Genomic DNA, 26,465 nt, shown 5'->3' on the forward strand with positions numbered 1-26,465 from the left:
CCTCGTCCTCCGGCCAGCCCCCCGGCAGCGAAGACGTGCAATCACATTTCCAGCCTTAGCCGGCCGTGTCCGGCCATGCCAACCCGGACAAAAGGCCTAGAGCGATCAACCGTTCCACAGACACGTTGAAACCCCCGTCATCTCCTGATTTCGAGGCAAATTGCTTGAGAAGCGCCGCGCGCTTCTGCAGAGAAAACCGTGTCACACTTTTTTGGAAACGCTCTGGTCCGTTCGCGCCTAGGGCGTGTCGGAAAACGCTAAGCCATTGCAACCGTTGAAAAACCTACCGCAATAATAGTCAGCTCGGCAGCCTGCGGTTGAATTTGCCTTAAGATCGCCAGCACGTTGCGCGCGGTCCGTTTGTATCCAGGCGGTTCGCCACGTCGGAGCGCCTGGGCTATCGTTCCGGCTATTACGGCCGCAAGCGCGAGGTGATGGAGAGCCATCGCGTCCTAGCCACGAAGACCACATCGTGGCAAACTTCTTGTTAACCACATGCTCGGTGAAATTATCGGATTAACCCCAGATGCCACTATCGAGGTTATGTTCCGCACCTTAGCGTTCAATATGAGTTCAAGGGATGTGTGGATTCGGGGGTTATTTCGGGTCAATCCGGGATGCGGAAGCTTTGCTCACGCACATGGTAGCCGCAATTGCCCATCGTGGGCCGGATGAGCAAGGGAAATTCGTAGCACCCGATGCCGGGCTCGGGCATGCGCGGCTGTCGGTGATCGGCATCGGCGACGGCCAGCAACCGATGTCCGACGAGGCCGGCAATTTGACGATTGCGTTCAACGGCGAGATTTTCAACTACATAGAACTGCGCGAAGGGCTGATCGCCAAGGGCCGGCACTTTCGGACGTCGAGCGACACAGAGGTCATCCTTCAGCTCTATGAGGAGATGGGCGAAGACTGCTTGTCTCTCCTGAACGGTGATTTCGCCTTGGCGATATGGGACAATCGGCAGCGACGAATGGTGCTTGCACGAGACCGGATGGGTGTCCGGCCGCTGTTCTACACAAGCAAGGACGGGGTGCTTTACTTTGCCTCGGAGATCAAAGCCCTGCTGAAGGTCCCGGGCGTCTCCGCTGAAATTGATCCGATTGCGCTGGACCAGATCTTTACGCTGTGGGCGCCGATCGCTCCGCGCACGGCGTTCCGCAATATCCACGAGTTGGAACCGGCAAGTGTGATGATTGCGACGCAGGGGCAGGTCACGGTCAAGCGGTACTGGCACCTGGACTATCCGCATCGTGATGAGCCGTCGAAGATCACGAACGAGGACCACGCGGCAGAGGAGTTGCAAGCCCTTCTGACCGATGCGGTGAGGCTTCGCATGCGGGCCGACGTGCCGGTCGGTTCCTATCTTTCCGGAGGGCTCGATTCGTCGCTCGTTTCGGCGCTTGCCGCCGGCATGACTCCTCGGAGACTGGAGACATTTTCCGTAACCTTCGACAGCGCCGAGCATGACGAAAGCGCCTTTCAGATCGAAATGGCCTCGGCGCTCGGCACGCGCCACCACGCCATAGAATGCGGCGCCCGCGATATCGCCGGGGTCTTTCCTGAGGTCGTCCGCTTTGCCGAGCGGCCGATCATCCGCACGGCGCCAGCGCCACTCTACAAATTATCCGCCCTGGTTCGCCAGGCCGGCCTGAAGGTGGTGCTGACGGGTGAAGGCGCCGACGAGGTCTTCGCCGGCTACGACGTCTTCAAGGAGGCGCGTGTCCGCCGGTTCTGCGGGCGGCAGCCCACATCGCGCATAAGGCCGCAGCTGTTCCGCCGGCTTTACCCGTATCTGCCGGGCCTGCAACAGCAATCGGTGGAGTATCTGGCTGCCTTCTTCGGCACCAGCAACGCTGCCCTCGACGATCCGCTGTTCTCGCATCGGCCACGCTTCAAGACCACGGCGGCGGCGAAAATCTTCTTTTCCGGCGATCTGCGTGCGACGTTGAAGGGCTATGACGCGGCTGAAGAGCTGACCAGCCGCCTGCCCGAGGCGTTTTCCCTATGGCATCCACTGCATCAGGCGCAGTATCTCGAAACCCGTTTCCTCCTGCCCGGCTACATCCTCTCCAGCCAAGGCGATCGGATGGCCATGGCGCACGGCATCGAAGGGCGGTTTCCTTTCCTGGATCATCGCGTGGTAGAGTTCGCGGCAAGACTTCCGCCGGAGATGAAACTGCAAGGCTTGATGGAGAAGCACATATTGCGCAAGGTGGCCAGGCACCACCTTCCGGCGACGATCGGCAAACGCACCAAGCAACCTTACCGCGCCCCGGAGGCCCGCTCCTTCGTCGGGGCGGAGGAACTAGACTATGTTCGTGACTGCCTGGGCGAGGCGAGCATTACCGCCGGCGGCCTGTTCAACGCCAAGGCGGTGGCCAAGCTCCACGAGAAATGCCGCATGGAGACCGCGACCGGATTTCGCGACAACGCCGCCTTCGTCGGCATTCTGTCGACGCAGCTGTGGCAGAAGAATTTCGCCGGCCAAGCGGTCGGCGCGGCAAGAGCGGCCTGAGACGGCGAGGAAAAGGAAAGACATGATGACGGCAATCAAGGACAGGGTCAGAAGCTTTATCGTCGACAACTTCCTGTTCGGCGACACCTCCTACAAACTGTCGGATTCAGCCTCGCTGATCGAGAACGATATTATCGACTCGACTGCGGTGCTTGAGCTGGTGGCCTTCATCGAGGACAATTTCGGCATCGCGATGGTGGATGCCGACATCGTTCCGGCCAACCTGGACTCGCTTGACCGCATCTCGTCCTTCATCGAGGCGAGAGCACAAACGCTGGCAGCGTAAGCGCCAACGGCGAGGAACGTCCCGTGCGGATCGAGCATTTTCTGGTGGCGAAGGCTGCTGCCCACCCGGCCAAGACGGCATTGGTCACTAGGGGCAAAAGGCTGAGCTACGAAGAACTCGACGACCTTTCGAGCCGGCTGGCCACCGCTCTCTTCATGAATGGGATCAGGCGCGACGACCGCGTTCTGATCTTCATGGACAATTGCTGGGAGGCCGCCGTATCGATCTTTGCCGCACTCAAGGCAGGTGCGACCTTCAGTCCGATCAACCCCTCCACAAAGGCCGACAAGCTCGGTTACATCATCGCCGATTGCGACGCCAGGGCGGTCCTGACGCAGGCGAAGCTGATGCCCGTGGTCACCGAAGCCTGCGCATCGCAAGGCAAGACCGGCATCTTCGTGGCTTCCACCCCTGGGGCCGATGGGCAATGCCCGGCAGGGGCCGCGTCCCTGACTGACTGCCTGACGTTCGATGGCGCGGAGGTGAACCATCGCGGCATCGACGTCGACCTTGCGATGCTGATCTACACGTCAGGTTCGACCGGCCGGCCCAAGGGTGTGATGATGACGCATCGCAATTGCGACGCTGCCGCGGGGTCGATCGCCACCTATCTGCGCAACGCGCCGGACGACATCATCCTGAACGTCCTCCCGCTTGCCTTCGACTATGGCCTCTATCAGTTGCTGATGGCAGTCAGGCTCGGGGCCACGCTGGTGCTCGAGAAGTCCTTCGCCTTCCCGCACGAGATCTTCGAACGCATCCGCAAAGAGGGCGTCACCGGCCTTCCGCTGGTGCCTACCATGGCGGCGATGATCCTGCAGATGCGTGATCTGGCGCCGGGTTTCCTGCCCAGCCTCCGCTATATTTCCAACACCGCGGCCGCCTTGCCGCCAGCCCACATAGAACGCCTGCGCTCGCTGCTGCCCGGCGTCCGGATCTATTCGATGTATGGGCTGACCGAATGCAAGCGCTGCACCTATTTGCCACCCGAGGAACTTGACCGCCGGCCAGGGTCGGTCGGCATAGCCATCCCCAACACGGAAGCCTTTGTCGTCGACGACCTTGGACAACGCGTGCCGGCGGGCGTGGCAGGTGAGCTCGTTATCCGCGGTCCGCACGTCATGCAGGGCTATTGGCGCAACCAGGCCGCGACGGAACGAGCGCTCCGGCCGGGGCCTAACCCTTGGGAAAAGGTGCTCTATACGGGCGACCTGTTCCAGACCGACGAGGACGGCTTTCTCTATTTTGTCGGGCGTAAGGACGATATCATCAAGACGCGTGGCGAGAAGGTCGCCCCCAAGGAAGTGGAGGCAGTGCTCCACGCCCATCCAGGTATCGCGGAAGCGGTGGTCGTCGGCGTGCCGGATCCGGTGCTGGGGCATGCGATTGGCGCGCTCGTCGTGCGGTCCGATCCGGCGCTTGGCGGAAAGGACATCATTCGTCACTGCGCGCGGCACCTGGAGGATTTCATGGTCCCCAAAATCATAGAGTTCCGCAGCGAATTACCGAAGACGGAGTCGGGCAAGGTCAGCCGCCGGCTCGCGGCTGAGATGATGGAGGCCGAGCAATGAACATCGGCTCAACCCAGGATGCGCCGGCCTTCACGCAAGCCCTGGTCATCGATCCCGCCGCCGAAACGGACAGGATCGTGGCGGCCCTGCGCGAGCAGTTGCGCGGCATTCGCAAGCGCGGCCTCGTGCTCGGTCTTTCGGGCGGTATAGATTCCAGCGTTTCGGCTGCATTGGCCGCGCGTGCCGTCGGCCACCAGAATGTGCTGTGCGTGCTCATGCCGGAAAGCGATTCCGACCCCGAAAGCCTGCGACTCGGCCATCTGGTCGCCGACACTTTCGGCGTCGAGGCCGTTGTGGAGGATATCGGGCCGACCCTGCGGGCAATGGGCTGCTATGAACGCCGCGACGCCTTCATCCGCGAAATGGTCCCGGACTATGGCAAGGGCTGGGCCTCAAAGATCGTGATCGCGAACGTGCTCGAAGGCGAGGGCTACAACATCTCCTCGCTGGTGGTGCAGGACCCGCAAGGCAAGCAGACGAAACTGCGGATGCCGGTGACGGTCTATCTCGGCATCGTTGCCGCCACCAACATGAAGCAGCGCACCCGCAAGCAGATCGAATATTATCATGCCGACCGGCTGAACTTCGCCGTGCTCGGCACACCGAACCGGCTGGAATACGATCAGGGGTTCTTCGTCAAGAACGGCGACGGCGCCGCCGACGTCAAGCCGATCGCGCATCTCTACAAGACGCAGGTCTATGCGCTAGCCGCCTATCTCGGCATTCCGGAAGAGGTCCGCAACCGGCCGCCGACCACCGACACCTACTCGCTGGCGCAGACGCAGGAAGAATTCTACTTCTCCCTGCCTTACGATCGGATGGATCTGTGTCTCTACGGCCTCAACAACGGCGTGTCCGCCGAGGTGGTAGGGCAAGCGGCGGGATTGACCGCCTCACAGATCGAACGCGTCTGGGCCGACATCGCCGCCAAGCGAAAGGCAACGCGCTATCTGCACCTGCGCCCGCAGCTCGTTGACGGCGTGGACGAAGTCGGCTCCTGACCTATGCATATCGAGCAAAAGTGATCCGGTCTTGCGATACGACATGCATGAAAGAAATACTAAGCTCTTGTCTTTACGCAATTCCGGACGGAAAGCCGCGCACCCTTTCCTGGAATTGCTGTAGGCGGAACGCTTCAGGTGAAGCGGCCGCCGATCAACTGGCTCCACTGCTCGCCCGCAAGCCCGTTCAGAAAGACCTGCGCGTTCTTCATGGCATCGAGAAGCTCGGGATCGCGTGAATGCACGACGGTCGAGGCGACCGGTATGAAGGCTATGCGTCTTACAAGCATGGCGTCCAGAAGCGCGGGCTGGACGCGGCCGCGCAAGCCGGAGACACCGCGCCGGGCGGCATGCTCGACCAGGCAATCGATCACCGGCCCGGCCTGGCCGGGAAGAGCGAGGACCTGCAGCACGCGGCCGATCCCGTCCGGTCGCGCGTAATAGGCGAAAGCGCCGACATTGGCGCCGTTCGGCGATGCCACCGACACGTAGACAAGCTCTCCGAAATCCGGCTTTTGCGCCGCATCGCCCAGAATATGGTTGAGCTGACCTTCCGCCCACTGCGGACGTAGCGGAAATTGGGCGCAAAGCGGCTCCAGCAGCCCCGCAAAGCTGCCGCTGTCGATCTCGGAGGTCCGAAATGCCCCCCGGCTCGATGCGTTGGCGACGACGCCGGTCCAGCGTCGTTGACTGCCCTTCATTTTGCGAAGGTAGAGCCGGTCGACGATCCGGGCGAGCGGGTTGAACATCCAGGCAAGCTTCATGTGATTGGCAAAAAGGCTGAGCATGAAGGTCGCCGGCCGCATCACGCGAACCCAGTCAAGGCTGTATTGCGGCAGCACAACGCCGCGAAGCCGCGTCCACAGTTTCACGGACGTATCATTGGCGGTTTCGCTGAAGGAGATGTCCTGCGGACCATCGAGGAAGGCCTTCAACAGGCGGGCACCGGCCATCGGATCGGTCTCGTGATCCTCGACCATCAGCGAACTGCAGATGGCAGCGTAGAGCTGCCGGCCGTTGAATTTCATCGGCAGCGCATGAACGCCGACGAACCCGGAAACCTGGCCGGCGTCATTGACATGGACAAGCGAACGGAGCCCGCTGCCCCAGTCGGGTGCGTCCAGATAAAACCGCCTCATGTAATCGACGAGGGAGGCCGGCGCTGGCCCCCGCTTCTTGCGCAGCATGCGTTGAAACATGCCCGCGACGGCCGCAAGGTCGGCCTGATCGAGGGCGCGGACGACGCTCACGCCGGGCTCCCGGTTCCGGGAACCCGGCCACCATGTTTGCGCGCCATGGCGACACGGGGCTGGCCGTCGGCCGTCACGGCAAAGGTTGGGGTTTCGTAGGATTTCGTTCTCGATAAAAGGGTTGCTATCTGCCGATCTTGACCTTCGCCGAACTCAAACAGCAGCCATCCGCCTGGCTTGAGGAAAGCTGCGGCATCCCGGACCAGCCTTTGGAGGATCGAAATACCGTAAGGGCCGCCGTCGAAAGCTTCCCGAGGTTCGTTCTCCAACAGATGCGCGCTTTCGCTATCGAGACGGGACGACGAAATATAGGGCGGGTTGCACAAAACCATGTCGGCAGCGCCGTGGAGGCCGTCACCCTCGATCGCGGCAAATAGGTCGCCTTGCCGGACCTTGATCCTGTCCTGCAGGGCGAGGCGCACAACATTGCGGCGGGCAAGCGAAACCGTGCTGTCGGTCAGGTCCGCCGCCCATGCCCGAGCCCGAGGACATTCGCTGACGATGCCCACGGCAAGATTGCCGCTGCCGCAGCACATGTCGATCAGGATCGTTTCGTGCGCCTGTTCGCCAAGAATGGCCGCGGCCGTCCGGCCAAGCAGTTCCGTTTCGGCTCGCGGCACCAGGACGTCAGGCGCGAGTTCCAGCTCAACCCGCATGAAGCGGTGCAATCGCGGCCAATTGCGATCGTTTGCACGGCCGGCAGGAAGGCTGTGATGCTGCGGCAAGGAAAATCCCTATCCTGAGGATAAAACGCGGGTTCCCTGTTGTTACCAACTCCGGGTAAATTGATGTTAAAGATCATGATTGGATTGGGAGTAACCGGCCTATGTTGGCGGCGTCCTGTCCCATCAATGGCGGATTCCTGTGCCGCCGCAAGCCGATCCATGCGCTAATTCAGAGCAACGCCTCGTACCGGTCTCCGATCTTTTCAATTTCGAAATCCGCCGCCCTGCTTTTCAGGATCGCGGCGGTTGTCGGCTGGTCGAGCATTCCGGCCATCGCCACTGCCAGGGCCGCGGCATCGCCGACCGGCACCAGGGCGCCGAAGCGGCCGTCATCAAGTATTTCGCGCGGGCCGTGCGGCGCGTCCGTGGAGACCACCGGAATCCCCGCTGCCATGGCCTCGACCAGAACATTGCCGAAGCCCTCGCTGGTCGATGATAGGACGAACAAGTCAGCTACGGCGTAGCAGGCCGCCGGATCATTGACATAGCCCGCAAACAGAACGTCTGCGCCGATACCGGATTCTTCGGCATAGGCGCGCAACTCGTCGGCCAGCGGACCCTCGCCGAAGATGACAAGCCGGGCCCGGCGCCCGGCGCGCAGCACAGCGAAGGCCCGCAGCAACGTCCAATGATCCTTAACGGGCACCAGGCGTCCGGCGGTGATGATGATGGGGCCGTCGCCCATCGCCGCGAGCTCTGCCTGCCAGGCGTAGGCGCGTTGCTGGGATGCCGCAGCCGGCGGCAGCGGGTTGTTGATGACCACGACCTTGGATTTCGGGAAGCCTCGGGCCACAAGATCGCCGCCGACACCCTCAGAAACCGCGATGGCCCTGGTGGCGCGGGCCGCAACCAGGGCCGAAAGCCAGACCGCCATTTTCGCGCCAAGGCTGCCGGAAGGCAGTGAGGCGGCGGCGTGGAAACTCGGGAAGAACCGCGCCCTGCTTCGCGCGAGGGAAAGCGCCAGCGCCACGACCAGATTGGCGAATTCCGGGGCGCTGTAGATCGCGTCGGGAGAAAGGCGGCCAAGCAGGCCCGCGCTTCGCACGATGCCTTTCAATGTCGCCCACTTGCCATAACCCTCGCCGCGAATGGGGAGGCCGAAATCGACCAGATGCACGGCAGGCGAAAGCAGGGCGGCATTGGGCCCCTGCGCGTTCCAGGTAAAAAGCGTGACGTTGTGGCCGCGCGATGCCAGCTCGTTCGCTATCAGGACGAACACACGCTCGGCGCCGCCGCCCCTGAGGCTGGCAATGTGAAAGACAATCCGCTTCGCCATTTCAGGCGCGGCTGGCAATGACGTCCGGGCGGTTTGGCGGAAGACGCATGTCGCGCACGATACCCAGGGTAATGGCGAGCAACATGCCAAGGATCATGCCGCCAATGGCCCCCAGGCCGATCATCACGACGGTGCGCGGGGGCCATGAACGGCCCTTTGGCGGCACTGCGGTGGAAATCACCTGCACATTGGTGCTGTCGATCTGTTCGCGCTCGGTTATCTGGCGTGCCCGCGACAGGAAGCTCTCATAGATAGCCGTCTTCGACGCGGCGTCACGTTCAAGCTCACGCAAGGCGACCTCGGAATCGCTATCCGAGAACACGTTGCCCTTCAAGTCATTCATCTTGGCATTGAGGGAGGCCGACGAGGTTTTGGCGGCATCGAGATTGACCTTCGCCAGGCGCAGGGTGCGCGCGTATTCGGCGCTGAGTTGCGCGCTGACCGTGTTGTACTCCGTCTTCAGCCTGACGATCGACGGATGACGGGGGCCAAAGGTCATCGACTGCGAATCGATCTGCTGGCGCAGGCCATTGGCCGTTGCGCGCAGCGCCACAAGCGCTTCCGACGTGGCGGGACCGGAATTGGTGCCGTTTGCGCCGGCGGCAAGCAGGGCGTCGTAACTTGCCTGCGCGGCGATGACGCGCGATTGCGTCTCCACGATCTGGCCGTTGAGCTGGGTCATGGTTTGCGAGGAAACAAGCTGCCCATTGCTGGTGGCCAGATTGTGGCTGCGCCTATAGGCCTCGACCTTCTCTTCAGCCGCCTGCACATCGCTCTTGAGCTGGCCCAGCCGCCCGTCCAGCGCGGCCGCGGCACGGCTGGCGCCGGAAGCCTCGGCGCTGGCCAGCTCTTCCTGGAAAGTCTTGACGATATCCTGCGAAATCAGGATCGCCTTAGCGGGGGTTTCCGCCGATACCATCAAGGTCGTGACAAACGACTTTTCATCCGCGATGCTGCTAACCCGTTCCGCCAGGTTCTTCAGGGCGGTAAGCTTCGGATCGGGTTTGGCGCCGTCCGTCCCTGTGCGGCTACGGTCCGCGTCGAAGAACTCCGGGTCACTGGCCAGGTCAAGATCGTCTACAACACGTGAAAGCACGCTGCCCGAGGTCAAGATGCGCTCTTTGCTGCGCGCGCTGAGCAGCTGTCCATCGACCTGGGCCGATTGCGGGTAAAGATCATTCGGAACAACCTGAAGATTGGCGGGATTGATGAGGATGTCCGTGGTCACGGTGTAGCGCTGCTTGCTCAGCAGAGCGTAGGCACCGCCGATGATCCCGCCGACGATTGCCAGCAGGCATACCAGAGCGAGGCCGGCGCGCAGCCAGACAAACAGACGCCCGAAATCGAGTTCGAGAAAGGTTCCGATCTTGTTGAGCGTCACCGTCGTGACGGGCTCGGCTACAGGCGGCGCCACGGGTGCAGGCGACACAGGGGCCGACGTTACAGGGGCCGACGTTACAGCGGGTGCCGCCGCATGTGCCATGATCGGCGCGGTTTGTTGCGGCTTTGGCCTGCTGGCGCGCCGCGCATTTTCGATCCGTTCATAGGGGCTAATGCCGGCGGCGGCCGCGGTTGGAGGAGGACCGGAAGCGGCGGACATCATGCTAACCCTTTAATATTCAATACGCACAGCCTGCTTTACGGAAACATCGTTAATATTTCATTTTCCAGGCGTGTCAGGCGCGTTCTGGAACAGCGATCTATCCACCCTTGGTCGGTATTCTGCCACGCCCGTCGTAGCCTGGCAAAGCGTGCAGGCGTTTCAAATGGAAATGCAAGAGGTCGTCGCGAGGGCACCCACAAGGACGGGCTTTGGCGTCATGTCGCTGTTGATGCTGGTTGGCCTTGAACGGGCGTGCCGGTTTGGCGCCCATCCGGCTTTCGATAAGCGAGCAACAAGATGACGAGCAGCATGATATCCGGCGCCTTCGAAGAGAGGGCATTGTTTGACAATGCCGCGAGAATGGACGCGGCCGCTGCGATATGGGCGGCCCGAGGCGTATTGCGCAGGAGCTTGAAAAGGAACCGGAAGAAAGCAAACGCGAAGAGCAAGGCGATCGGCAGGCCAAACAAAAGCGTAAGAACGACCGGCGTGCTTTCGATGAAGGGGAGGTTGAGCTTTTCGTTGACGATCTTCAACAACTCGTTGGGATTCATGCCAAGCAGGATGTCCCTCCATTCAACGAACTTGAATACATCGTAGATCTTGACGCGCGCGTCGTAATTTTGATCAAAGAGCGTATTGCTGAAGCGGTTCAGCAGCCCCGCCGAAAAGAGTATCGCAATCAGTATGGCGCCACCGGCCAGCGTCAGCATCAGCACCAGGAGTTTGGCCTGGCGTTGATGTCTGGGTGACAAGTCCGGCCAAGGCAGGAACACGAGCAGGAACAGGATCTCGCCGCAAGCGAGCAGCAGGGCGGTGCGCGCGCCCGAAGCGGCCGTGCCGATGAAGAGAATGAAGATGCAAAGCGCACACACCCAGATACGCCACCGCGTCAATGCAACGAAACCTATGGCGGTGGTGCAAAGCGCGCCCAGCGCCAGCGGATGGGCCGACAGTCCGATCGGCCGAAAGTCCAGCTCAACGAGGGGATAGGGCAGGAATCGATGCTGGGTGACGGCCTCGATCGTTCCGATGATGGCGCTGAGGACAATCATGCCGACGATGACATTGCCAAGCGCCCTGCGCACATGGTCACCCAGGGCAAGCATGATCATCGCCGCGGCACAAGAGACCAGATAGGAATCGATTATGAAGCCGGCCGAGCCGGCACGGCCTATCACGAAGAGATAAGGCACCAGCCACAACAGCAGCAGCGAATATAACAATGTCGCCTTGAACAGCCTGACTTCATCGCCTTCGAGCCGAATTGGCCGGGTCGTGGCGATGACGACAAGCAGCAGAAAGATCGCATAGGTCCCGATATGCAGCTTTTCGGGAAACGACCCCCCCTCCGTCGAATAGGACATCACCATATTCATCAACTGCGGCGAGATGGTCGAGCGGAGCAGGAAAGCGAAGGCCGCGAGGAGAAAGAACAGGAGCGTGAGGGCGTCTTGGCGGCTGGCCTGCGCGGTCACGAACTGTTGCTCTGTGGGGGTGACACTCACGATTATCCGACCAGCGTTGCGGCTTGCGATTGAGATGGCAGGGGACGAACGCGCCCCCGGGTACATTTTCCTGCACGAACGTAAAGGAATATGGATAACCCGATCTTAACAGTGGCGATGCCCGGCATGGGCCGCCACATGTCAGCTTTGCCGAAAAGCCGGACACCGCTCATTGAGATCTCACCAAAGTGCGCCGCGTGGGAACGAATGCAGGCAATGCACTTGCGCGACATGCATCGGCAGCCGGATTTACGCTATTTCATGAACTCGGTAACCCACACTTAATTGGCCGGTCGTATTGATGGCGATGCTTTGCACGGCGCCGGACGCGCTGCCTGTGGACGGCACAATGGCATCAGGCGCCGGCAAAGCGCAGGAGATCAAGGTGAAGAAATTCTATTCGATTCAGTATCTTCGCGCCTGCGCCGCCTTGCTGGTTCTGTTCGCACACGCCTTTTCCTATCAGATTGGCGTGGACAATCTGATTATCGTGACGGCGGGCCGCCTGGGCGTCGTTCTGTTCTTTGTCATCAGCGGTTTCATAATGGTCCATATTACGGGAGATGGTCCGTTTTCCGCTGCCACCTTCCTGAAACGCCGAGCAATCCGGATCATCCCCCTTTACTGGCTTTTCACCAGCCTCGCCGCCGTTCTGGCGGCGCTCGCGCCAAGTCTCTTCCAGAAGACCGTCTTTACATGGCCCCACTATCTTCAGTCGCTCCTCTTCATTGTTCACGAAGCGCCTGGACGGGATAGCGCCAGTCCAATCCTCTCACTCGGCTGGACGCTCAATTACGAGGTATTTTTCTATATCGCTTTTGCGGTGTTCGCATTTCTGTCCGTGACCTCGCGCGTATTTGTGCTGACGGTCTTTTTCATTGCGATGTGGATAGCCGGGCTGTGGCTGGCTCCCACCAACCCTGTTATCCAGTTCTATCTCAACCCTTCTCCGGTGGCATTCGTAATCGGCATGTGGATAGGGCGGCGCTATTTGGACGGTGATTTCACTTCCGACATACGCCATGCCTGGATATTCGGCGTAATGACCGCTGCAGGCGTGGTGCTTTCATTCGTCGATGACGGTACGCCGCTATTGGGTCAGATCAGCTTCGCGGGACAAGCAATGTGGGCGGCGGGCCTGCTTCATCTCAGCCTCATTCTGGAGCCGAAACTCAAGCACTGGAGCCTTCTCGAGCAGTTGGGCGACGCTTCCTACGCGCTTTATCTGTCGCATATCTTCGTGATCGGCGCTGTGGCGTACCTGGCCAGACGCACCGTCGGATACGAGCATCCGACAACGGTATTGTTGGTGTCGGTGGTCAGCATCGTGGCAGCCTGCCTCGTCAGTCTGGTGATTTACGAGATGATCGAGAAGCCGATTCTTCAGACCCTGAACGGCAGAAGGAAGACGAGAAACACACCGCTTCCTCATATTGCCACGGAGAACAAATAAGCAGGCCACGCAACGGGACGCTCACGGCTTTCAGCGCTTCAGTCAGCCCGCGCTGTCCACGACCTCGACATTGCCGGCGCGGTTAAGCGTATGAATGCCCGTGCGTGCCCATGCCGGACCCGCGCCGATCGGCCGGGGCGAGGCAAAACGGACATCGGACGCGTCGAGTCGCTCAAGCCGCATCAGCCCCAGACCACCGCCATAGGCCCTCGATCCGTTCTGCACCGGCAGCACCAGGGCATCGTCGTGGTGGATAAAGGCGCCGCCCGGCCGGGTGGCCGAATGATCGACGGCAATGGGATTGAGCGGATGGGCGACCCATGGCCCGCGCAGCGAGGGTGCGCAATAGACCGCCATCGTGTCCGACGCGCTGCCGTAGCCGAACCGCTCCGTTCCAACCAGCCAGAAGCGACCGTCGGATTCGAGCAGCGTCGCGTCGTTGAAATCCCTGTCCGCCATCAGCACCGTGTCGCGGACCCAGCGGTCGGGAAACTGCGCGGCGCGATAGAGCACAAGTTCGCGAGCCGAACCACTTTCGGGGATCATGAAAATCTCGCCATCGTGTGCGAACACCTGCGGATACGACAGGTGGTGCGCTTCCTCCAATACAACCCTTGGAACACCGAAAGTGCCATCGTCACCGAGCTCGGCGACGGAAATCACGCCGCGACTCGTCGCGTAGGGGAATTCCTCGACAAACAGATGATGGCGGCGGTCGGCCTCGAAGACGAACGGGTCGGCATAGAAGCGTTGGCCATCGTCCGGCAGGACTGTGAACGGTTTGCCGTCGAGTTGCCCGGTTTCGGCGATGCCTGGTCCGTCGATCACCCGGTAGGCAACCTGCCAATAAAAGGGGCGTCGTCCCCGCCTGATTTTTTGCACGGCGCGATCGATCAAAGCCCTGCCAAAAAAGGGCACATAGTGTCGAACAAAACTGTCGTTCTTCAGGATCGGCACCGGGTTGTCGCTTACCGGCACAAGCTTGCCCGCAAAGAAGCGGGCGACGGTTTGCATGATCAGCGACATGGCGCCGGCGAGCAGGTCGTTGCAGCTTCGAGATAGCCAGAGCCTGTCTGCCAGCATCGGTCTAGCCTGGGCCACGACAACGCCATCGAGGCGAGCGCCAAGTTCAGGCAATTGTCCGCTCGCCAACATTGCGGCAACGCCGGCTGGAAAGCTGTTGCGACCGCAAAATTCGAGCCTCAGGACTGGCGCGTCTTGCCCCGTTGCGCTGGCAGTGAGATCTATGACGAGGTCCGGAGGGCCGCGATCGATGGGCGGCAACGGCTCGGACCGGCCCGCCAGCGAGGGACCGAAACGCCGGCTCTCGATCGCCAAGACAGTGTCCAGCCCCCGAGCGGTTGGCGCCGGCGCCGGCGCGTGGCAACTCGAGACCACATAACCTGCCGCACCCAACCGCATGAAAAGCTCATTTTCCCAGCGCCGGGATGCGACGGCGTGGCCGATGATTAAAATATTAGTCAACCCAAGTTATTCTCGTTAAAGCAAAAAATGGCTTTGCTCTGGTATCTTTCCCCACAGTTCCTGGCAAGGGTTGCCCAAGGGGGGCTGCGGACTCTAGCGTTAATCATACGTTAATTTTTTTGAATACGAAGGCGGTTCAGGGCGCTATTGTTAGGCTGAAAGCACATGTCAGCCGGGCGCCCACGCTTTCGGTGACCAGGGTCAACCATGAACGCCGTTTCACATCCGAGATTGCCCTCAAGGCGAAAACTGCTGATCGTGTTCGGCACGAGGCCGGAGGCGCTCAAATGTTTTCCGGTGGCGCGCGCCGCGCTCGCCCATCCAGGCTTTACCACGGAAATATGTGTGACGGGCCAGCATCGCGAGATGGTCGATCAGGTCATTGAATTGACGGGCCTGCCGGTGCACTACGATCTCAACATCATGCAGCCAGGTCAGACGTTGTTCGACGTGACCTCGCGCGTGCTCCTCGGAATGGCGGGGGTGCTGGAGAAGGCGAAGCCGGACATCGTCATCGTCCAGGGCGACACAACCACCGCGATGACCGCGGCTCTAGCTGCCTTCTACAAGCGCATTCCGGTTGCCCATATCGAGGCGGGATTGCGCAGCCACAACATCAACTCTCCCTTTCCGGAGGAACTGAACCGCAAGATTGCCGGCAACATCGCCACCTGGCATTTTGCGCCGACCACCGAGGCGCGCGACAATCTCATCGCCGAAGGAAAGGCTGCGAACACCATCTTCGTAACCGGCAATACCGTGATCGACACGCTGCTGCATTTCTCCAGCGAGATCGATGCCGACAAGTTGATGAACGCCAAGCTCGCCGCTCGTTTCCCCTTCATCGATCCGACCAAGAAAATGATACTCGTCACCGGTCATCGCCGTGAGAATTTCGATGGCGGCATCCAGAGAATCTGCACCGCGCTGAAGGCATTGTCGGCGCGCAGGGATGTGCAGGTCATCTACCCGGTCCATCCCAACCCGAATGTGCGCTCCGTGGTCGAGGCCGAAATCGGGACGGTGCCGAACATCCACCTGATCGACCCGCAGGACTATTTGCCGTTCCTGTACCTGCAGAAACAGAGCTACCTGGTGTTGACCGACAGCGGCGGCGTGCAGGAAGAGGCGCCTTCACTCGGCAAGCCGGTGCTGGTGATGCGGGAAAACACGGAGCGACCCGAAGGGATCGCCGCTGGTACTGCCCGGCTGGTCGGTACCGATATCGAAAAAATTCTGGCCAATGCCAATAGCCTGCTCGATGATGAGAGCGTCTATCGCGGCATGGCGGAGAGGCACAACCCATACGGCGATGGCCAAGCTGCGACCCGGATCGTTGAGGAATTGCTGAATCATGGCTGAAATCAAAACCGTTTCCGTTATCGGCATGGGCTATATCGGCCTGCCGACCTGTGCCATTTTTGCCAGCCGCGGACTCGATGTCATCGGTGTCGATATCAACGAGGCGGTGGTCGCGAAGGTCAACCGCGGCGAAATCCACATCATCGAACCGGACCTGGATGGTTTGATCCAGAAAGTCGTCGCCAATGGCAAGCTCAAGGCATTCAGTACGCCTCAGCCGGCCGATGCCTATATTATCGCCGTTCCAACTCCGATCACCCCGGACCGCAAGCCGGATGTCAGCTACGTGCTTGCGGCAGCGCGAAGCATCGCTCCGGTGCTAAAACGGGACGACCTGGTGGTGCTGGAATCAACATCGCCGGTCGGTACGACGCGTGTCATGACAGCGCTGCTCGCGGAACTGCGACCCGATCTCAAATTTCCCGTCGCACATGGCGAGGAAGCTGACGTCCTGGTCGCCTACTCTCCCGAGCGCGTGCTGCCGGGAAAGGTGCTGACCGAACTGATCAACAATGATCGCTCGATCGGCGGGCTGTCCCGAAAGTCTTCGGAGCGGACAGCGGCACTCTATTCAAGCTTCGTCGCCGGCGACCTGTTCATAACCCAGGCCGAAAGCGCGGAACTGGTTAAGCTGACCGAAAATGCGTTCCGCGATGTCAATATCGCCTTCGCCAATGAGCTTGCGGCGGTGTGCCAGGATCTGTCGCTCAACGTCTGGGAGGTAATCGATCTCGCCAACCGGCATCCTCGCGTGAACATCCTGCAGCCGAGCCCGGGCGTGGGCGGCCACTGCATTGCGATCGATCCGTATTTTATCATCGACGCCGCACCGAACAATACGCGGCTGATCAGTTCGGCACGGCGCATCAATTCCGAGCGACCCTTGTCGGTGGTCAGGGACATCGAGGCATTGCTCGACCCGACCCGCAAGCAGACGATCGCCTGTCTTGGCCTCAGCTTCAAACCCAATATCGACGATATGCGCGAGAGCCCGGCTGTCGAGGTTGTTAAGCTTCTGTCCAAGATTCCCAATATCAAGATCGTCGCTGCCGAGCCCAATGCGCGTCAGTTGCCACACGAGCTCGAGGGCAGCGGCGTCATGTTCACCGATGCACTTTCCGCTATTGACCAATCCGATATCGTCGTCCTGCTGGTCGACCATCGACAATTCAATCTGATCGATCCCGAAGCGCTCAAGGACAAGAAGCTCGTCGACACACGGGGCCTGTGGACCTGGCGCAAGGCGCGCAAGCCCGACGCCCGCATCGAAGGCAAGAAATCCGAAATGGAACGCTCGCAGTCTCTCGCTCGCACCGGAGAAGCGGCATGAACTCGCATGACCCGGCATGGGCGCAACACTCTCTATTGGCATCGCGCCGCCGCGAGTTTCTCGGTGCGACCATCCATGCGCTGACCATGGCCGAGACGCTGGCCATCGCAGACGAGGCGATGGCGACGCGGCGGCCGCTTCATCATGTTGTCGTGAACGTCGCCAAGCTTGTGAACATGCGCAAGAATGCTGAACTGCGCGAGGATGTCGTCGGGGCGGATATGGTCAATGTCGATGGCAAAGGCGTGCTTTGGGGCGCGCGGCTCTGCGGCGTCGAGTTGCCCGAGCGTGTGACCGGCGTCGACGTCATGATCAACCTGCTGGCGCTGTGCGCCAAGCGTGGCTATCGCCCCTACCTTCTGGGCGCTGAACAGCACATTCTCGACGCAGTTGAAAGCCGACTTGCCAGAGATCATCCGAGCCTGGCCATTGCCGGCCGGCGCAATGGGTATTTCAAGGCGGAGGAAGAGGCCGCGATCGTCGAGGCCATCAATGCTTCAGGTGCCGACTGTCTGTTTGTGGCGATGCCGACGCCGAGCAAGGAGCGCTTTCTCAAGCGCTATCGCGACGTACTCGCTCCGAGTTTCGTCATGGGCGTGGGCGGCAGCTTCGACGTCTATGGTGGAAAGGTCGCCCGGGCACCGAGACTGGTTCAGGCGGCGGGCCTGGAGTGGCTGTTTCGCGTGGCGCAGGAGCCGCGACGATTGTGGCGCCGCTACTACGATACCAACACCGCCTATGCACTGCTGCTGTGGCGTGAGTTCTGGTCTCGCCGGGGACGCCGAAACGTCAATCCGTAGGCTCGCGACTTTCAGACAAGCATGCCTCATAGCGCGGGATTTATGCGATCCGGAGCCGTGCCCTTAGCTTGCCGATGAACTGCGTCACGGCCGCGGGGTGAAACAACCAGGTCAGTCCCAGGAAAGCCGCAGCGCCGGCGACACCGCCCGCCGCGAGCGGAAAGATCGCCGGCATATTGCCCAGCCCAGTGCTGGCAAGGCTGGCGGCCAGTCCGGTGCAGATAGAAATGATGACCGAGACAGCGATGTCGCGCCAGGGAACCGGCACCGGCGTGAGCCTCTCGGCGATGACGATGCAGGCTGCAAGACCTGCCAGCGATCCGCCCGCCAACGCCAACGCCGCGCCAACCTCCGCCATGGTGGGGATCAACAGAAAAGACAGTGAAATCGTTGCCACCGAGCCGAAGGAATTGGCGATGATCAGCAACCACGGCCGCTTATGCGCGTGCACCACGACGCCATAAACGAAGCTTGTGAGATTAGCACAAAGAACGCTGAAGGCGATGATCGGAAACAGCAGACCGAAGCGACCATGATATTCCGCGGGCAGCAGGAGTCGCGTGATGTCGCCGCTGAGCGCGATAAGCATTGCTGCGACCGGCAGGCAAAGGCGTATCATCAAGGCCATGAGTTGCGACAACAACCGCCCGGACGCCTCGGATCCCTCTTCGTCGAAGCGGCTGACCACTTCTGGAAATGCGCCCATGTTGATTGCGTTGGCGACCATATCGATCGGCTGCCGAGCCAATGCGTAGGCGGCTGCGAAGACGGCCACCGCGCCGGCATCGTAGTAGAGCTTGAGGAAGACGCGTTCAGCGCTGTTGAGACCGAAACCGACCAGCGCCATGATGACGAGGGGCACGCCGAGGGCAAAAAACTCCTTGTGGGTGAAGCGCGGCGGGCCGCCAATAACGCGCCCGGATGCCACCACGCACGCCACGATGCCGGCAATCAGCACGGCGAGGCTCGAGCCGAGCGATACCGTCAGAAACGAGCGTTGGAAGATAAGGATGGCGGCGATCGGCAAGGCGAGTTGCAGCAGGCCGCGCAGATATTCAAGCATCGAATAGAGGGAATGACGCTGCTGCATTTGCAGCACCGTCAACGCGAACCGGCTGATGGAGCCGGCAATCAGATAGCTGCAGACGGCGATTGCAAATTCGATCCAGCGCTCCGGCACGATCACCGCCGAGGCGATCACGGATATGATCAGGGCCAGCACCGTGGTGACAAGCAATACCTGTCCGGCAAGCATCAGGCTGCCACGGCTGACGTCGCCTTTTCCGCCAAGCCGCAGCAAGGCAATGCGCAGCCAGTTGGTAACGGCAACATCCGTCATTTCGCCCACGGTGACCACCAGGGTCAGCAGGCCATACTCGGTCTGGTCGATCAGCCGCGTCATGACGACCAGCAGGAGCAGAGCGGAAACCCGCGTCAGCAGAATAGCTGGGCCATAGATGAGTGTGGAACTGAGCAGCAAAGGGTTGTTCCCGGAAAATTTGCCGTCGATTAATCGTTGACCGACGGGAATTCCAGCATGATGACGGCAAAGGGTGAACGGATACAGTTTGAACCAAAAGATTTGTCGTAAACCTTTTTTGGAACGTTTGCTTTAGGGTCACCCGGCATCCGCAATCCAAATGGTGTCATGTTGCAGCGTCTCGCCCACAATAGAAAAATACATGTCTTGGTCGCAACGCCCTCGGGCGTTTCGGGACAAGGCGGCATCGACCGGATCATGGGGGCGCTGAAGCAGGAGTTCGAACGGCAAGAGATCGCCGACATCGATCTGCGCTTTCTTTCCAGCCGTGGCCCGGGACATGTCGGGCTTTCGATCTTCTACATGCTTGGTTTTTGCGCGCGGATGCTTGCGGCCCGCCTCGACAGACGCGCCGACGTCATTCACATCAATATATCGGTCTCCGGCAGCACCTATCGCAAGATGATGATCGCCGCCTGCGCCAGGCTGTTGTCGATACCATATGTCCTTCATCTGCATGGGGCGCAGTATCAGACATTCTGGAAAGATGATCATAGTTTCATGAGCCGCCGTATCAGGGCTCTGTTCGAGCATGCCGGCCGGGTGATTGTCCTGGGGGGGCTTTGGCGCGATTTCGTCGCCAGCCGGGCACCGGCGAACGGCGGCAATATTGTCATCGTTCCCAACGCCACGGCAGTTCCTTCCCTGGCGCATGTCGGCGGAGGCGATCACGTGCACATCCTGTTCCTCGGCCGCATCGGCGAGCGAAAGGGCGTGCCGCAGTTGGGCGAGGCGCTGGAGCGGATGAAACATCTCAGGGGTTGGCGTGCCACGATCGCCGGCGATGGTGAGGTCGAGCCGGCACGAGCGAGGTCGGTCGCTCTAGGGATTGCCGACCGTATTGCTTTTCCGGGCTGGGTGGGACCTGACGAGGTCGCATCACTGATCGCTTCGGCCGATATTCTGGTGCTCCCCTCGTTCGCCGAAAATCTGCCAATGTCGGTGATCGAAGGCATGGCGGCCGGCCTGGCTGTCGTGGCCACCCCGGTTGGCGCGGTCGAGGACATCATCACCCACGAACAATCCGGTCTGTTGGTGCCGCCCGGCGATGTGGCGGCGTTGACCGAGGCGTTAACTCGGCTGGTCGAGGATACGGCGCTGCGCGCGCGGCTTGGCGCCGCCGCCATGGCGGTGCACCGGGAAAGGCTTGAGCTTGCACCGTTTGTCGACGCGATCTGCGATGTCTGGAGATCGGTCGCGTCCGAGGCGCGATCGGTCAAGCGCTGACGCTGTCCTTCATTGTCGTCACTGCGGCGGGCCAAGCGCGAATTCGCGGTGGAATATCTCCAGGTTCAAAAGCGCCCATATCAGTTTTTCGTGGTCCGCGGCGCGCTCGGCGTGCTCCCTGACAATCTGGTCCAGCTTCTTGGCGCTCAAATAGCTACGGATGACCGAATGGGACGAACACAGATGGTCCCGTACATAATCGCTCATCGGCCCGCGGAACCATTCGGCGACGGGCACCTTGAAGCCGATCTTTGGGCGGTTGAGGACCTCGTCGGGAACCATGCCGGCCATGCAGTCGCGCAGGATCTGTTTGCTGTGCAGGAGGCCCAGCCTGTAACGATCGGGCAGTTGGCTGACGAAGGAAACCAGATCGCGATCAAGGAATGGCATTCGCCCCTCGATTGAACCGGCCATCATCACTCGGTCGCCCCGTTCCAAGAGGTTGTCGGGCAACCACGATGTCTGATCAAAAAACAACACACGGCGCAGATGAGATTCCGTCACACTCGAAGAGAACGGGAAATCATTGCGGTCATGGCCGCAAGTGGCCAATCCACCGAGGAGCGAATCGCGTTCCCGCGCCGTCATGGCTCCAAACCAGGAGATCATCCGGGTGGCAAAGTCCCGTTCACCCGCGCTTCGGGCAAATATGTCGAACTTGGCCGATGCGCCGGGCAATGCGCGCATCAAAGGGGCGAGGAGATTGTTGTGAAGCGACGCTGGAACAAGTGACCGGTAGACACCCGCCAGAGACTCTGCGCGATGTTTGGGGTAGCCGCCGAGAATCTCGTCCGCCCCTTCGCCCGTAAGCACCATCTTGACGTCCAGCGAGGCTCGAACCGACATCAGGTAAATTGGAATGTCCGTACTTTGTGAAACAGGTGCCCCCCGATGGCGGACCATCTTGGGCAGATGATTCATCAGGTCATCCGCCTGGATGACGATTTCGCAATTATCGGTCTTGAAATGATCGGCGACGCGCCGGGCGAATGGAAGCTCGCTGTAAGCCTGTTCGCTGAAACCGACCGAAAACGTACGAATGGGGTTGTCGCTGTGCCTGGTCATCAGGGCAACGATTGCCGACGAGTCGAGCCCCCCGGACAGAAAGGCGCCAAACGGCGCATCACTGCGCATCCTGATCTCGACAGAACGGTCGAGCAATTCCAGAAATCGTCGCTTGGCGGTTCCTGGATCGATATCCGCTGTCAGATCGGTCTGATCCGGGGGCGCATAATAGCGCGTTTCCGTTACTTCCCCTTGCGACCACACAGCGTAGCTTCCCGGGTTGAGCTTGCGGATCTGTTTGAAAAGCGTCCGCGGTCCAGGCACGTAACGCCAGGTCAGATACTCGCGCACTCCATCCAGATCGAGCTGCTGGCCATCTGGCTGCGCAGACAACAACGCGCTGATCTCCGAGGCAAACGACAGCAAATTTCTGCCTTGCATGAGGTAAAGGGGTTTTTTTCCAAAGGGGTCGCGGGCGAGGATCAATTCGCGCCGTTGAGCGTCCCACAGCGCAAAAGCGAACATCCCGCTCAATCGGTCGAACATGGCCAGGCGCCACTGGTCATAAGCCCTGAGCAGCACTTCCGTGTCGGAGCGTGTGCGAAAACGGTGGCCGAGACCGATCAACTCCTCACGCAGCTCGATGTAGTTGTATATTTCGCCGTTGAAAATAATCCGGAGCCGTCCGTCCTCGGTCTGCATCGGCTGATTTGAATCGGCGTTTAAGTCAATAATCGCCAGGCGGCGATGCACCAATGCCAACTGGTCCTCGCCTGTGTTCAGGTCCAGGAGTTCGATGCCTTCGGCATCGGGACCACGATGCTGCAAGGCATTCGACATCCCGGCGGCCCGATCTTGTGGCTTCTCGACCCTGCGCCCAATCCAGCCGGCAATTCCGCACATTCTTTCCCTTGGCCCTCTTTCCCTTGTTTGCGTATGATCGAGGACACCAATCTACAGCGAATATATTAAATAGCTGCTCGGTGGAGTGATTTTAAAACTGAGCCTGATTTGGTTCGATCAGGCCCTCTCGGCTGCAACTGGAGACGATAGTCCTTGGGTTTCCACGCGATTGATCGCCAGCAACCAGGCAGACCGCTCGAACCGATCCTGACCCGATGACGAGTTATGGCAGGCCCAGTGCCCGCAACATCTCCCGGTCCGGGATCGCAGGCCCCTTGGGTTGGATAACACTCATTCCGTAAGGGTTGGAGAATTCCCAGGCCGACCACGGCATCGCGAAGCGTTCCGCCTCTCTGCGCACTGCCATGAGATAGCGCAGGCGATCAGCATCGAAAGCTCCCATGCGGCCATCCGCAGACATCAGGATAACGCCGAATTCGCCCACGAACAGGCGTCTGCTCGCTATGCCATGGGCTTCAGCCCAGTCGACCGCCTGACGGAAACCCGCTTCGAGCTGGCTCTGCCCCCAATTCTGCTCAAAGTATCGGGCGATCGTTTCACGCGCCGAGGCCATGTTCATCACCTCTTCGATCTGGCTCAAGCCGGCGGCGTCCATCTGCGCCTTGAGGGTTTCGGCGACCACTTCGGGCGTGCTGGCGTCGGCAGGCCAGGGAAGGCCGGAGGAGAAAGCGTTCTTGTCATCGGCCCGCTGGTGCGTGAAGCTGTGCGGATCATACATGTGGAAGCTGTAATAGACGTTGGGGTCGTCGAAGTTGGGGTCCAGGTTGACCAGTCCGGCGATGCTCCCGCCGCAGGCGCCGGTCGCGACGATGGTGAGTTCGCTGCTGAAGGCGCGAATATCGCGAACCGTGCCTGCCATGATCCGCTGCCAGTCATCGCTGCCGCTTGAATCGCAAGGGTAGTAGGCGGGCTCGTTATAGGGCTCGAGGGCGACCTTGTCGGCGCCAATTTTGATCAGCATGGCAGCCACCGCCACTACCATTTTTCGATAGCGGGCAACACCCTCGCTGTCGGCCCCGCCATAGATCATTTCCATGCTGTAGGCTGGAACCTGGCTGACGCCATGCAGATCGAAAACCACCTTGAGCCCGCTTGAAACGACCCGCTGCACCGCAGCGGCAAGCATGTCCAGCGCCTGTTGTCGTTTGGCGCCCTCGCTGGCAAGCAGAGGGCCAGGGTCGACACTCAGCCGGACAAAGTCGAAGCCCATGGATCGAATGCGATCAAACTGGTCGCCGTCCGGCCAATCGGTGAGCGGCCTGCCGCCCGCAAGCCATTCCTTCTCGCTGCGATAGGGCGGCCATTTGTAGGAACCATCTTTCTCCACCGGCGACCAGTTGAGCCATTCATGGACGCCGACGCCGCGCTCAAGCGGGATCGGCGCCGCCTCGGCTGACATAGCCATGCCAAGCGCGCACGCTATGACGTAGACAACTTTTCTCATCGCAAAACTCCGCGTCATGGCCGAAGATATTAACCGCGGGAACGGAAAAGAGGATGCCGCCACACGCTTTTTCGACGGGATGGTGTATGAGGATCAAAATCTTGGCGGAGCGCGGATGAGGGTCGGGTGGTATTTCAACCGATTGCGCAGCATGGAGTTGGCCGAGATATTGCATCGGTTGGACGAGCAGCGCCGGAGGACCGTTTCGCGCCGCCGCGACAACGGCTGGCAGCGCTATGCGTCGCCGCAGTTGCACCCGGTGCTGCACGGATTGCGGAATGCTGTGCCGGCCGCTGCGACACCAGCCCAGCGGCAAGCTATCGAGGCGGCTGCGCAAAACACTCTTCGAGGCCAGTTTTCAGCACTTGGGCAGACCTGGCCACAGCGAGACCCCTATACTCTCTTTCCACCCGAGCTCTGGCGCCTTGATCCGGTGACCGGCCGGCTTTGGCCGGGCCCCAAGACCCATACTTTCGATATCGATTTTCGCCATGCCACCGGCCGTGGCGATGTAAAATATGTTTGGGAAATCAACCGGCTGCAGCAACTGCCGCCACTGGCTGCCCATCTGCTTCTCACCGGCGATGATCAATCCCGTGCGGCCATCGAGGCGGCGATCGAGAGCTGGCATTTCGCCAACCCACCATTTCGGGGCGTTGGCTGGGCCTCGGGCATCGAGGTCGCGCTACGAGCCATCAGCCTGATTGTCACGCTCGACCTCGTCGGCGAGCGGCTTGGCGCGGCGACGCGAGAAAAAGTCGGTGAAATACTGGCGGCAAGCGCCTATTGGCTGCCGCGGTTTCCCTCCCGTTTTTCGTCCGCCAACAACCATCTCGTCGCGGAACTGGCTGGCGAATATCTGATCGGTCTGGCTTTCGGGGCCGAGGTGGCTCGCGAGTCGCTCCTGGCTGAGGTGCTCAAACAGATCCTGGCCGATGGCGCCGGGGCCGAGCAGACCCCGACCTACGCCGCCTTCAGTGCCGAGCTTTTCCTGCTGTGCGCTGCGGCGGCGCGCCAGGCCGGACTGCCTTTTCCCCAGCCCGTCGAAGCGCGTTTGGCCGCTTTCGCCAATTTCGCAGGCTGGCTCCCGCCGAAAGCCAGCGGCTTCGGCGACAATGATGAAGGCCGCGTGATCACGCTGGGGGGCGAAACCGATTATGTCGGATCGGTCGCGGCCGCCATCCATGGTTTTCTACGGATGCCGGGCAGGGCACCGGAGCCCGGCGATTTTCGCGCGCTTTTCTTCGGCGCGCCACCGCGGCCGGCGCCGGTGCCGGATGGATTGCATACATTCACGCAAGGCGGGCTCTCCGTCTGGCGCGGCGAGATGAATGGTCTCAACGTCCATCTGACATACGACCACGGCCCGCTGGGCTACCTTTCGATAGCGGCGCACGGTCATGCCGACGCGCTGTCGCTCACCCTGTGCATTGACGGCGATCCGGTGCTGGTCGACCCCGGCACATGGCTCTATGGTTCGGGGGGAGGCTGGCGCGACTGGTTCCGCTCGACGCCGGCGCACAACACGCTGAACCTAGAGGGTAAAAGCCAAAGCATCATCTCCGGGGCGTTCAACTGGTCGCACAAGGCGGTTGCGACATTGGTGGAGAGCGAGCCGGGGCCGCACTGGAGGCTGTGTGCCCGACATGACGGGTACAAAGGCCGCTTCGGCGTTGTGCATCAACGCGCCGTGACACGCGATGGCGACGGCATCCTCGTGACCGACCAACTGCTCGGCGGCAGCCGGGTCGCTGAGATCGTCTTCCAACTCGCCGCCGACCTCCACGCCAACAGGGATGGAAACATTGTCACGATATTGCGCGGCGCTGAACCTTTGATGACTATCCACTTTCCAGACGCAGCGATCCACATCCGTTCCGGCGGCGACACACCGGGCCAAGGCGGCTGGGTTTCGCCGCGTTTTGGTGCAAGGCAGCCAGCCGAACGCCTCGCATGGCGTGGCCAAGTAGGCGAAAAGGGAGTAGTCATCCGGCTCGCGCCAAGTCCGCCGCAGACCCGATAACGGGCAGGTTGCAGGCGCAGCGTTCGACATTAATTACGTTCAGATATTTAGCGGTTTTGACACCGTTGATCTGCTAATTTGGCCATGATTGTTCTGCCAGTCGCATCCCGATACACAGTTGCGGGCAGCATATG

20 protein-coding genes are annotated in these 26,465 nt (G+C 60.8%); 10 read left to right on the top strand and 10 right to left on the bottom strand.

What is annotated here, in order from left to right; all coding sequences use genetic code 11:
* Positions 1–580 precede the first annotated feature (580 nt).
* From asnB (NKI15_RS12210) to nadE, 4 genes are read left to right on the top strand one after another with little or no spacing between them, the layout of a single operon-like run.
* The gene (gene asnB / locus NKI15_RS12210; RefSeq protein WP_023735002.1) at positions 581–2,518 is read left to right on the top strand and encodes an asparagine synthase (glutamine-hydrolyzing); all 1,938 of its coding nucleotides are present in this window, start codon (positions 581–583) and stop codon (positions 2,516–2,518) included.
* 22 nt (positions 2,519–2,540) lie between these two features.
* On the top strand, positions 2,541–2,804 hold the full coding sequence (locus NKI15_RS12215) for an acyl carrier protein (protein WP_023671787.1): 264 nt from the start codon (positions 2,541–2,543) through the stop codon (positions 2,802–2,804).
* A gap of 23 nt (positions 2,805–2,827) precedes the next feature.
* A complete protein-coding gene (locus NKI15_RS12220; RefSeq protein WP_352513973.1) occupies positions 2,828–4,375 on the top strand; it encodes a class I adenylate-forming enzyme family protein in 1,548 nt (515 codons plus the stop codon).
* Positions 4,372–5,376, top strand: coding sequence for an NAD(+) synthase (gene nadE, locus NKI15_RS12225; protein ID WP_023696871.1), 1,005 nt, complete (start codon positions 4,372–4,374; stop codon positions 5,374–5,376). Before NKI15_RS12220 ends, nadE begins: the two co-directional genes overlap by 4 nt.
* 134 nt (positions 5,377–5,510) lie before the next feature.
* Here nadE and NKI15_RS12230 read toward each other — a convergent pair whose 3' ends face one another.
* From NKI15_RS12230 to NKI15_RS12250, 5 genes are all read right to left on the bottom strand, one after another.
* A complete protein-coding gene (locus NKI15_RS12230; RefSeq protein WP_023696870.1) occupies positions 5,511–6,626 on the bottom strand; it encodes a hypothetical protein in 1,116 nt (371 codons plus the stop codon).
* The gene (locus tag NKI15_RS12235; RefSeq protein ID WP_023696869.1) at positions 6,623–7,351 is read right to left on the bottom strand and encodes a N5-glutamine methyltransferase family protein; all 729 of its coding nucleotides are present in this window, start codon (positions 7,349–7,351) and stop codon (positions 6,623–6,625) included. Before NKI15_RS12235 ends, NKI15_RS12230 begins: the two co-directional genes overlap by 4 nt.
* A 169-nt stretch (positions 7,352–7,520) precedes the next feature.
* A complete protein-coding gene (locus NKI15_RS12240; protein ID WP_023691695.1) occupies positions 7,521–8,627 on the bottom strand; it encodes a glycosyltransferase in 1,107 nt (368 codons plus the stop codon).
* Between the two features lies 1 nt (position 8,628).
* The gene (locus NKI15_RS12245; protein WP_023707666.1) at positions 8,629–10,230 is read right to left on the bottom strand and encodes a GumC family protein; all 1,602 of its coding nucleotides are present in this window, start codon (positions 10,228–10,230) and stop codon (positions 8,629–8,631) included.
* A 215-nt stretch (positions 10,231–10,445) separates the two neighbouring features.
* Positions 10,446–11,708: a VpsF family polysaccharide biosynthesis protein gene (locus tag NKI15_RS12250; RefSeq protein ID WP_023703943.1), complete on the bottom strand. Its 1,263-nt coding sequence runs from the start codon at positions 11,706–11,708 to the stop codon at positions 10,446–10,448.
* A gap of 379 nt (positions 11,709–12,087) precedes the next feature.
* On the opposite strand from NKI15_RS12250, the gene NKI15_RS12255 reads away from it, so the two are divergent.
* Complete coding sequence (locus NKI15_RS12255) at positions 12,088–13,191, top strand: acyltransferase family protein (RefSeq protein ID WP_196813675.1); 1,104 nt, start codon at positions 12,088–12,090, stop codon at positions 13,189–13,191.
* A gap of 42 nt (positions 13,192–13,233) precedes the next feature.
* Here NKI15_RS12255 and NKI15_RS12260 read toward each other — a convergent pair whose 3' ends face one another.
* A complete protein-coding gene (locus NKI15_RS12260) occupies positions 13,234–14,217 on the bottom strand; it encodes a glucosamine inositolphosphorylceramide transferase family protein (RefSeq protein WP_245260948.1) in 984 nt (327 codons plus the stop codon).
* A 666-nt stretch (positions 14,218–14,883) separates the two neighbouring features.
* On the opposite strand from NKI15_RS12260, the gene wecB reads away from it, so the two are divergent.
* Genes wecB through NKI15_RS12275 form a run of 3 tightly spaced genes read left to right on the top strand, consistent with a single transcriptional unit; the run spans position 14,884 to position 18,168 of the window.
* The gene (wecB, locus tag NKI15_RS12265) at positions 14,884–16,038 is read left to right on the top strand and encodes a non-hydrolyzing UDP-N-acetylglucosamine 2-epimerase (RefSeq protein WP_023707669.1); all 1,155 of its coding nucleotides are present in this window, start codon (positions 14,884–14,886) and stop codon (positions 16,036–16,038) included.
* The gene (gene wecC / locus NKI15_RS12270; protein WP_023686301.1) at positions 16,031–17,368 is read left to right on the top strand and encodes a UDP-N-acetyl-D-mannosamine dehydrogenase; all 1,338 of its coding nucleotides are present in this window, start codon (positions 16,031–16,033) and stop codon (positions 17,366–17,368) included. Before wecB ends, wecC begins: the two co-directional genes overlap by 8 nt.
* Entirely contained in the window at positions 17,365–18,168 is an 804-nt protein-coding gene (locus NKI15_RS12275; protein WP_023833544.1) for a WecB/TagA/CpsF family glycosyltransferase, read from the top strand. Before wecC ends, NKI15_RS12275 begins: the two co-directional genes overlap by 4 nt.
* Before the next feature lie 40 nt (positions 18,169–18,208).
* Here the strand turns inward: NKI15_RS12275 and NKI15_RS12280 are convergent, their stop codons facing one another.
* A complete protein-coding gene (locus NKI15_RS12280) occupies positions 18,209–19,648 on the bottom strand; it encodes a lipopolysaccharide biosynthesis protein (RefSeq protein ID WP_352513970.1) in 1,440 nt (479 codons plus the stop codon).
* A gap of 168 nt (positions 19,649–19,816) precedes the next feature.
* Here NKI15_RS12280 and NKI15_RS12285 point away from each other — a divergent pair, with 168 nt between their 5' ends.
* Positions 19,817–20,935 carry a glycosyltransferase family 4 protein gene (locus NKI15_RS12285; protein WP_023671802.1) on the top strand — a complete coding sequence of 373 codons (1,119 nt, stop codon included), beginning with the start codon at positions 19,817–19,819 and terminating at the stop codon, positions 20,933–20,935.
* Between the two features lie 18 nt (positions 20,936–20,953).
* On the opposite strand, the gene asnB (NKI15_RS12290) is transcribed toward NKI15_RS12285, so the two are convergent.
* From asnB (NKI15_RS12290) to NKI15_RS12300, 3 genes are all read right to left on the bottom strand, one after another.
* A complete protein-coding gene (gene asnB, locus NKI15_RS12290) occupies positions 20,954–22,843 on the bottom strand; it encodes an asparagine synthase (glutamine-hydrolyzing) (RefSeq protein WP_352886129.1) in 1,890 nt (629 codons plus the stop codon).
* Positions 22,844–23,066: 223 nt separating this feature from the next.
* The gene (locus tag NKI15_RS12295) at positions 23,067–24,263 is read right to left on the bottom strand and encodes a glycoside hydrolase family 5 protein (protein WP_352513968.1); all 1,197 of its coding nucleotides are present in this window, start codon (positions 24,261–24,263) and stop codon (positions 23,067–23,069) included.
* Entirely contained in the window at positions 24,232–24,645 is a 414-nt protein-coding gene (locus NKI15_RS12300; protein WP_245276468.1) for a hypothetical protein, read from the bottom strand. Before NKI15_RS12300 ends, NKI15_RS12295 begins: the two co-directional genes overlap by 32 nt.
* Positions 24,646–24,741: 96 nt before the next feature.
* On the opposite strand from NKI15_RS12300, the gene NKI15_RS12305 reads away from it, so the two are divergent.
* A complete protein-coding gene (locus tag NKI15_RS12305) occupies positions 24,742–26,331 on the top strand; it encodes a heparinase II/III family protein (RefSeq protein ID WP_352802853.1) in 1,590 nt (529 codons plus the stop codon).
* Positions 26,332–26,465: the final 134 nt, after the last annotated feature.

The organism is Mesorhizobium sp. M0862 (genome assembly GCF_040319795.1).
Lineage (GTDB): Bacteria > Pseudomonadota > Alphaproteobacteria > Rhizobiales > Rhizobiaceae > Mesorhizobium.

What these genes read in the sequence shown, in the direction of transcription:
- asnB (WP_023735002.1), top strand. Translation starts at nt 581, where the DNA reads ATGTGTGGATTCGGGGGTTATTTCGGGTCAATCCGGGATGCGGAAGCT.
- NKI15_RS12215 (WP_023671787.1), top strand. Translation starts at nt 2,541, where the DNA reads ATGATGACGGCAATCAAGGACAGGGTCAGAAGCTTTATCGTCGACAAC.
- nadE (WP_023696871.1), top strand. Translation starts at nt 4,372, where the DNA reads ATGAACATCGGCTCAACCCAGGATGCGCCGGCCTTCACGCAAGCCCTG.
- NKI15_RS12240 (WP_023691695.1), bottom strand. Translation starts at nt 8,627, where the DNA reads ATGGCGAAGCGGATTGTCTTTCACATTGCCAGCCTCAGGGGCGGCGGC.
- NKI15_RS12245 (WP_023707666.1), bottom strand. Translation starts at nt 10,230, where the DNA reads ATGATGTCCGCCGCTTCCGGTCCTCCTCCAACCGCGGCCGCCGCCGGC.
- NKI15_RS12255 (WP_196813675.1), top strand. Translation starts at nt 12,088, where the DNA reads ATGGCATCAGGCGCCGGCAAAGCGCAGGAGATCAAGGTGAAGAAATTC.
- NKI15_RS12260 (WP_245260948.1), bottom strand. Translation starts at nt 14,217, where the DNA reads ATGTCGCTGATCATGCAAACCGTCGCCCGCTTCTTTGCGGGCAAGCTT.
- wecB (WP_023707669.1), top strand. Translation starts at nt 14,884, where the DNA reads ATGAACGCCGTTTCACATCCGAGATTGCCCTCAAGGCGAAAACTGCTG.
- wecC (WP_023686301.1), top strand. Translation starts at nt 16,031, where the DNA reads ATGGCTGAAATCAAAACCGTTTCCGTTATCGGCATGGGCTATATCGGC.
- NKI15_RS12275 (WP_023833544.1), top strand. Translation starts at nt 17,365, where the DNA reads ATGAACTCGCATGACCCGGCATGGGCGCAACACTCTCTATTGGCATCG.
- NKI15_RS12285 (WP_023671802.1), top strand. Translation starts at nt 19,817, where the DNA reads ATGTTGCAGCGTCTCGCCCACAATAGAAAAATACATGTCTTGGTCGCA.
- asnB (WP_352886129.1), bottom strand. Translation starts at nt 22,843, where the DNA reads ATGTGCGGAATTGCCGGCTGGATTGGGCGCAGGGTCGAGAAGCCACAA.
- NKI15_RS12295 (WP_352513968.1), bottom strand. Translation starts at nt 24,263, where the DNA reads ATGTCAGCCGAGGCGGCGCCGATCCCGCTTGAGCGCGGCGTCGGCGTC.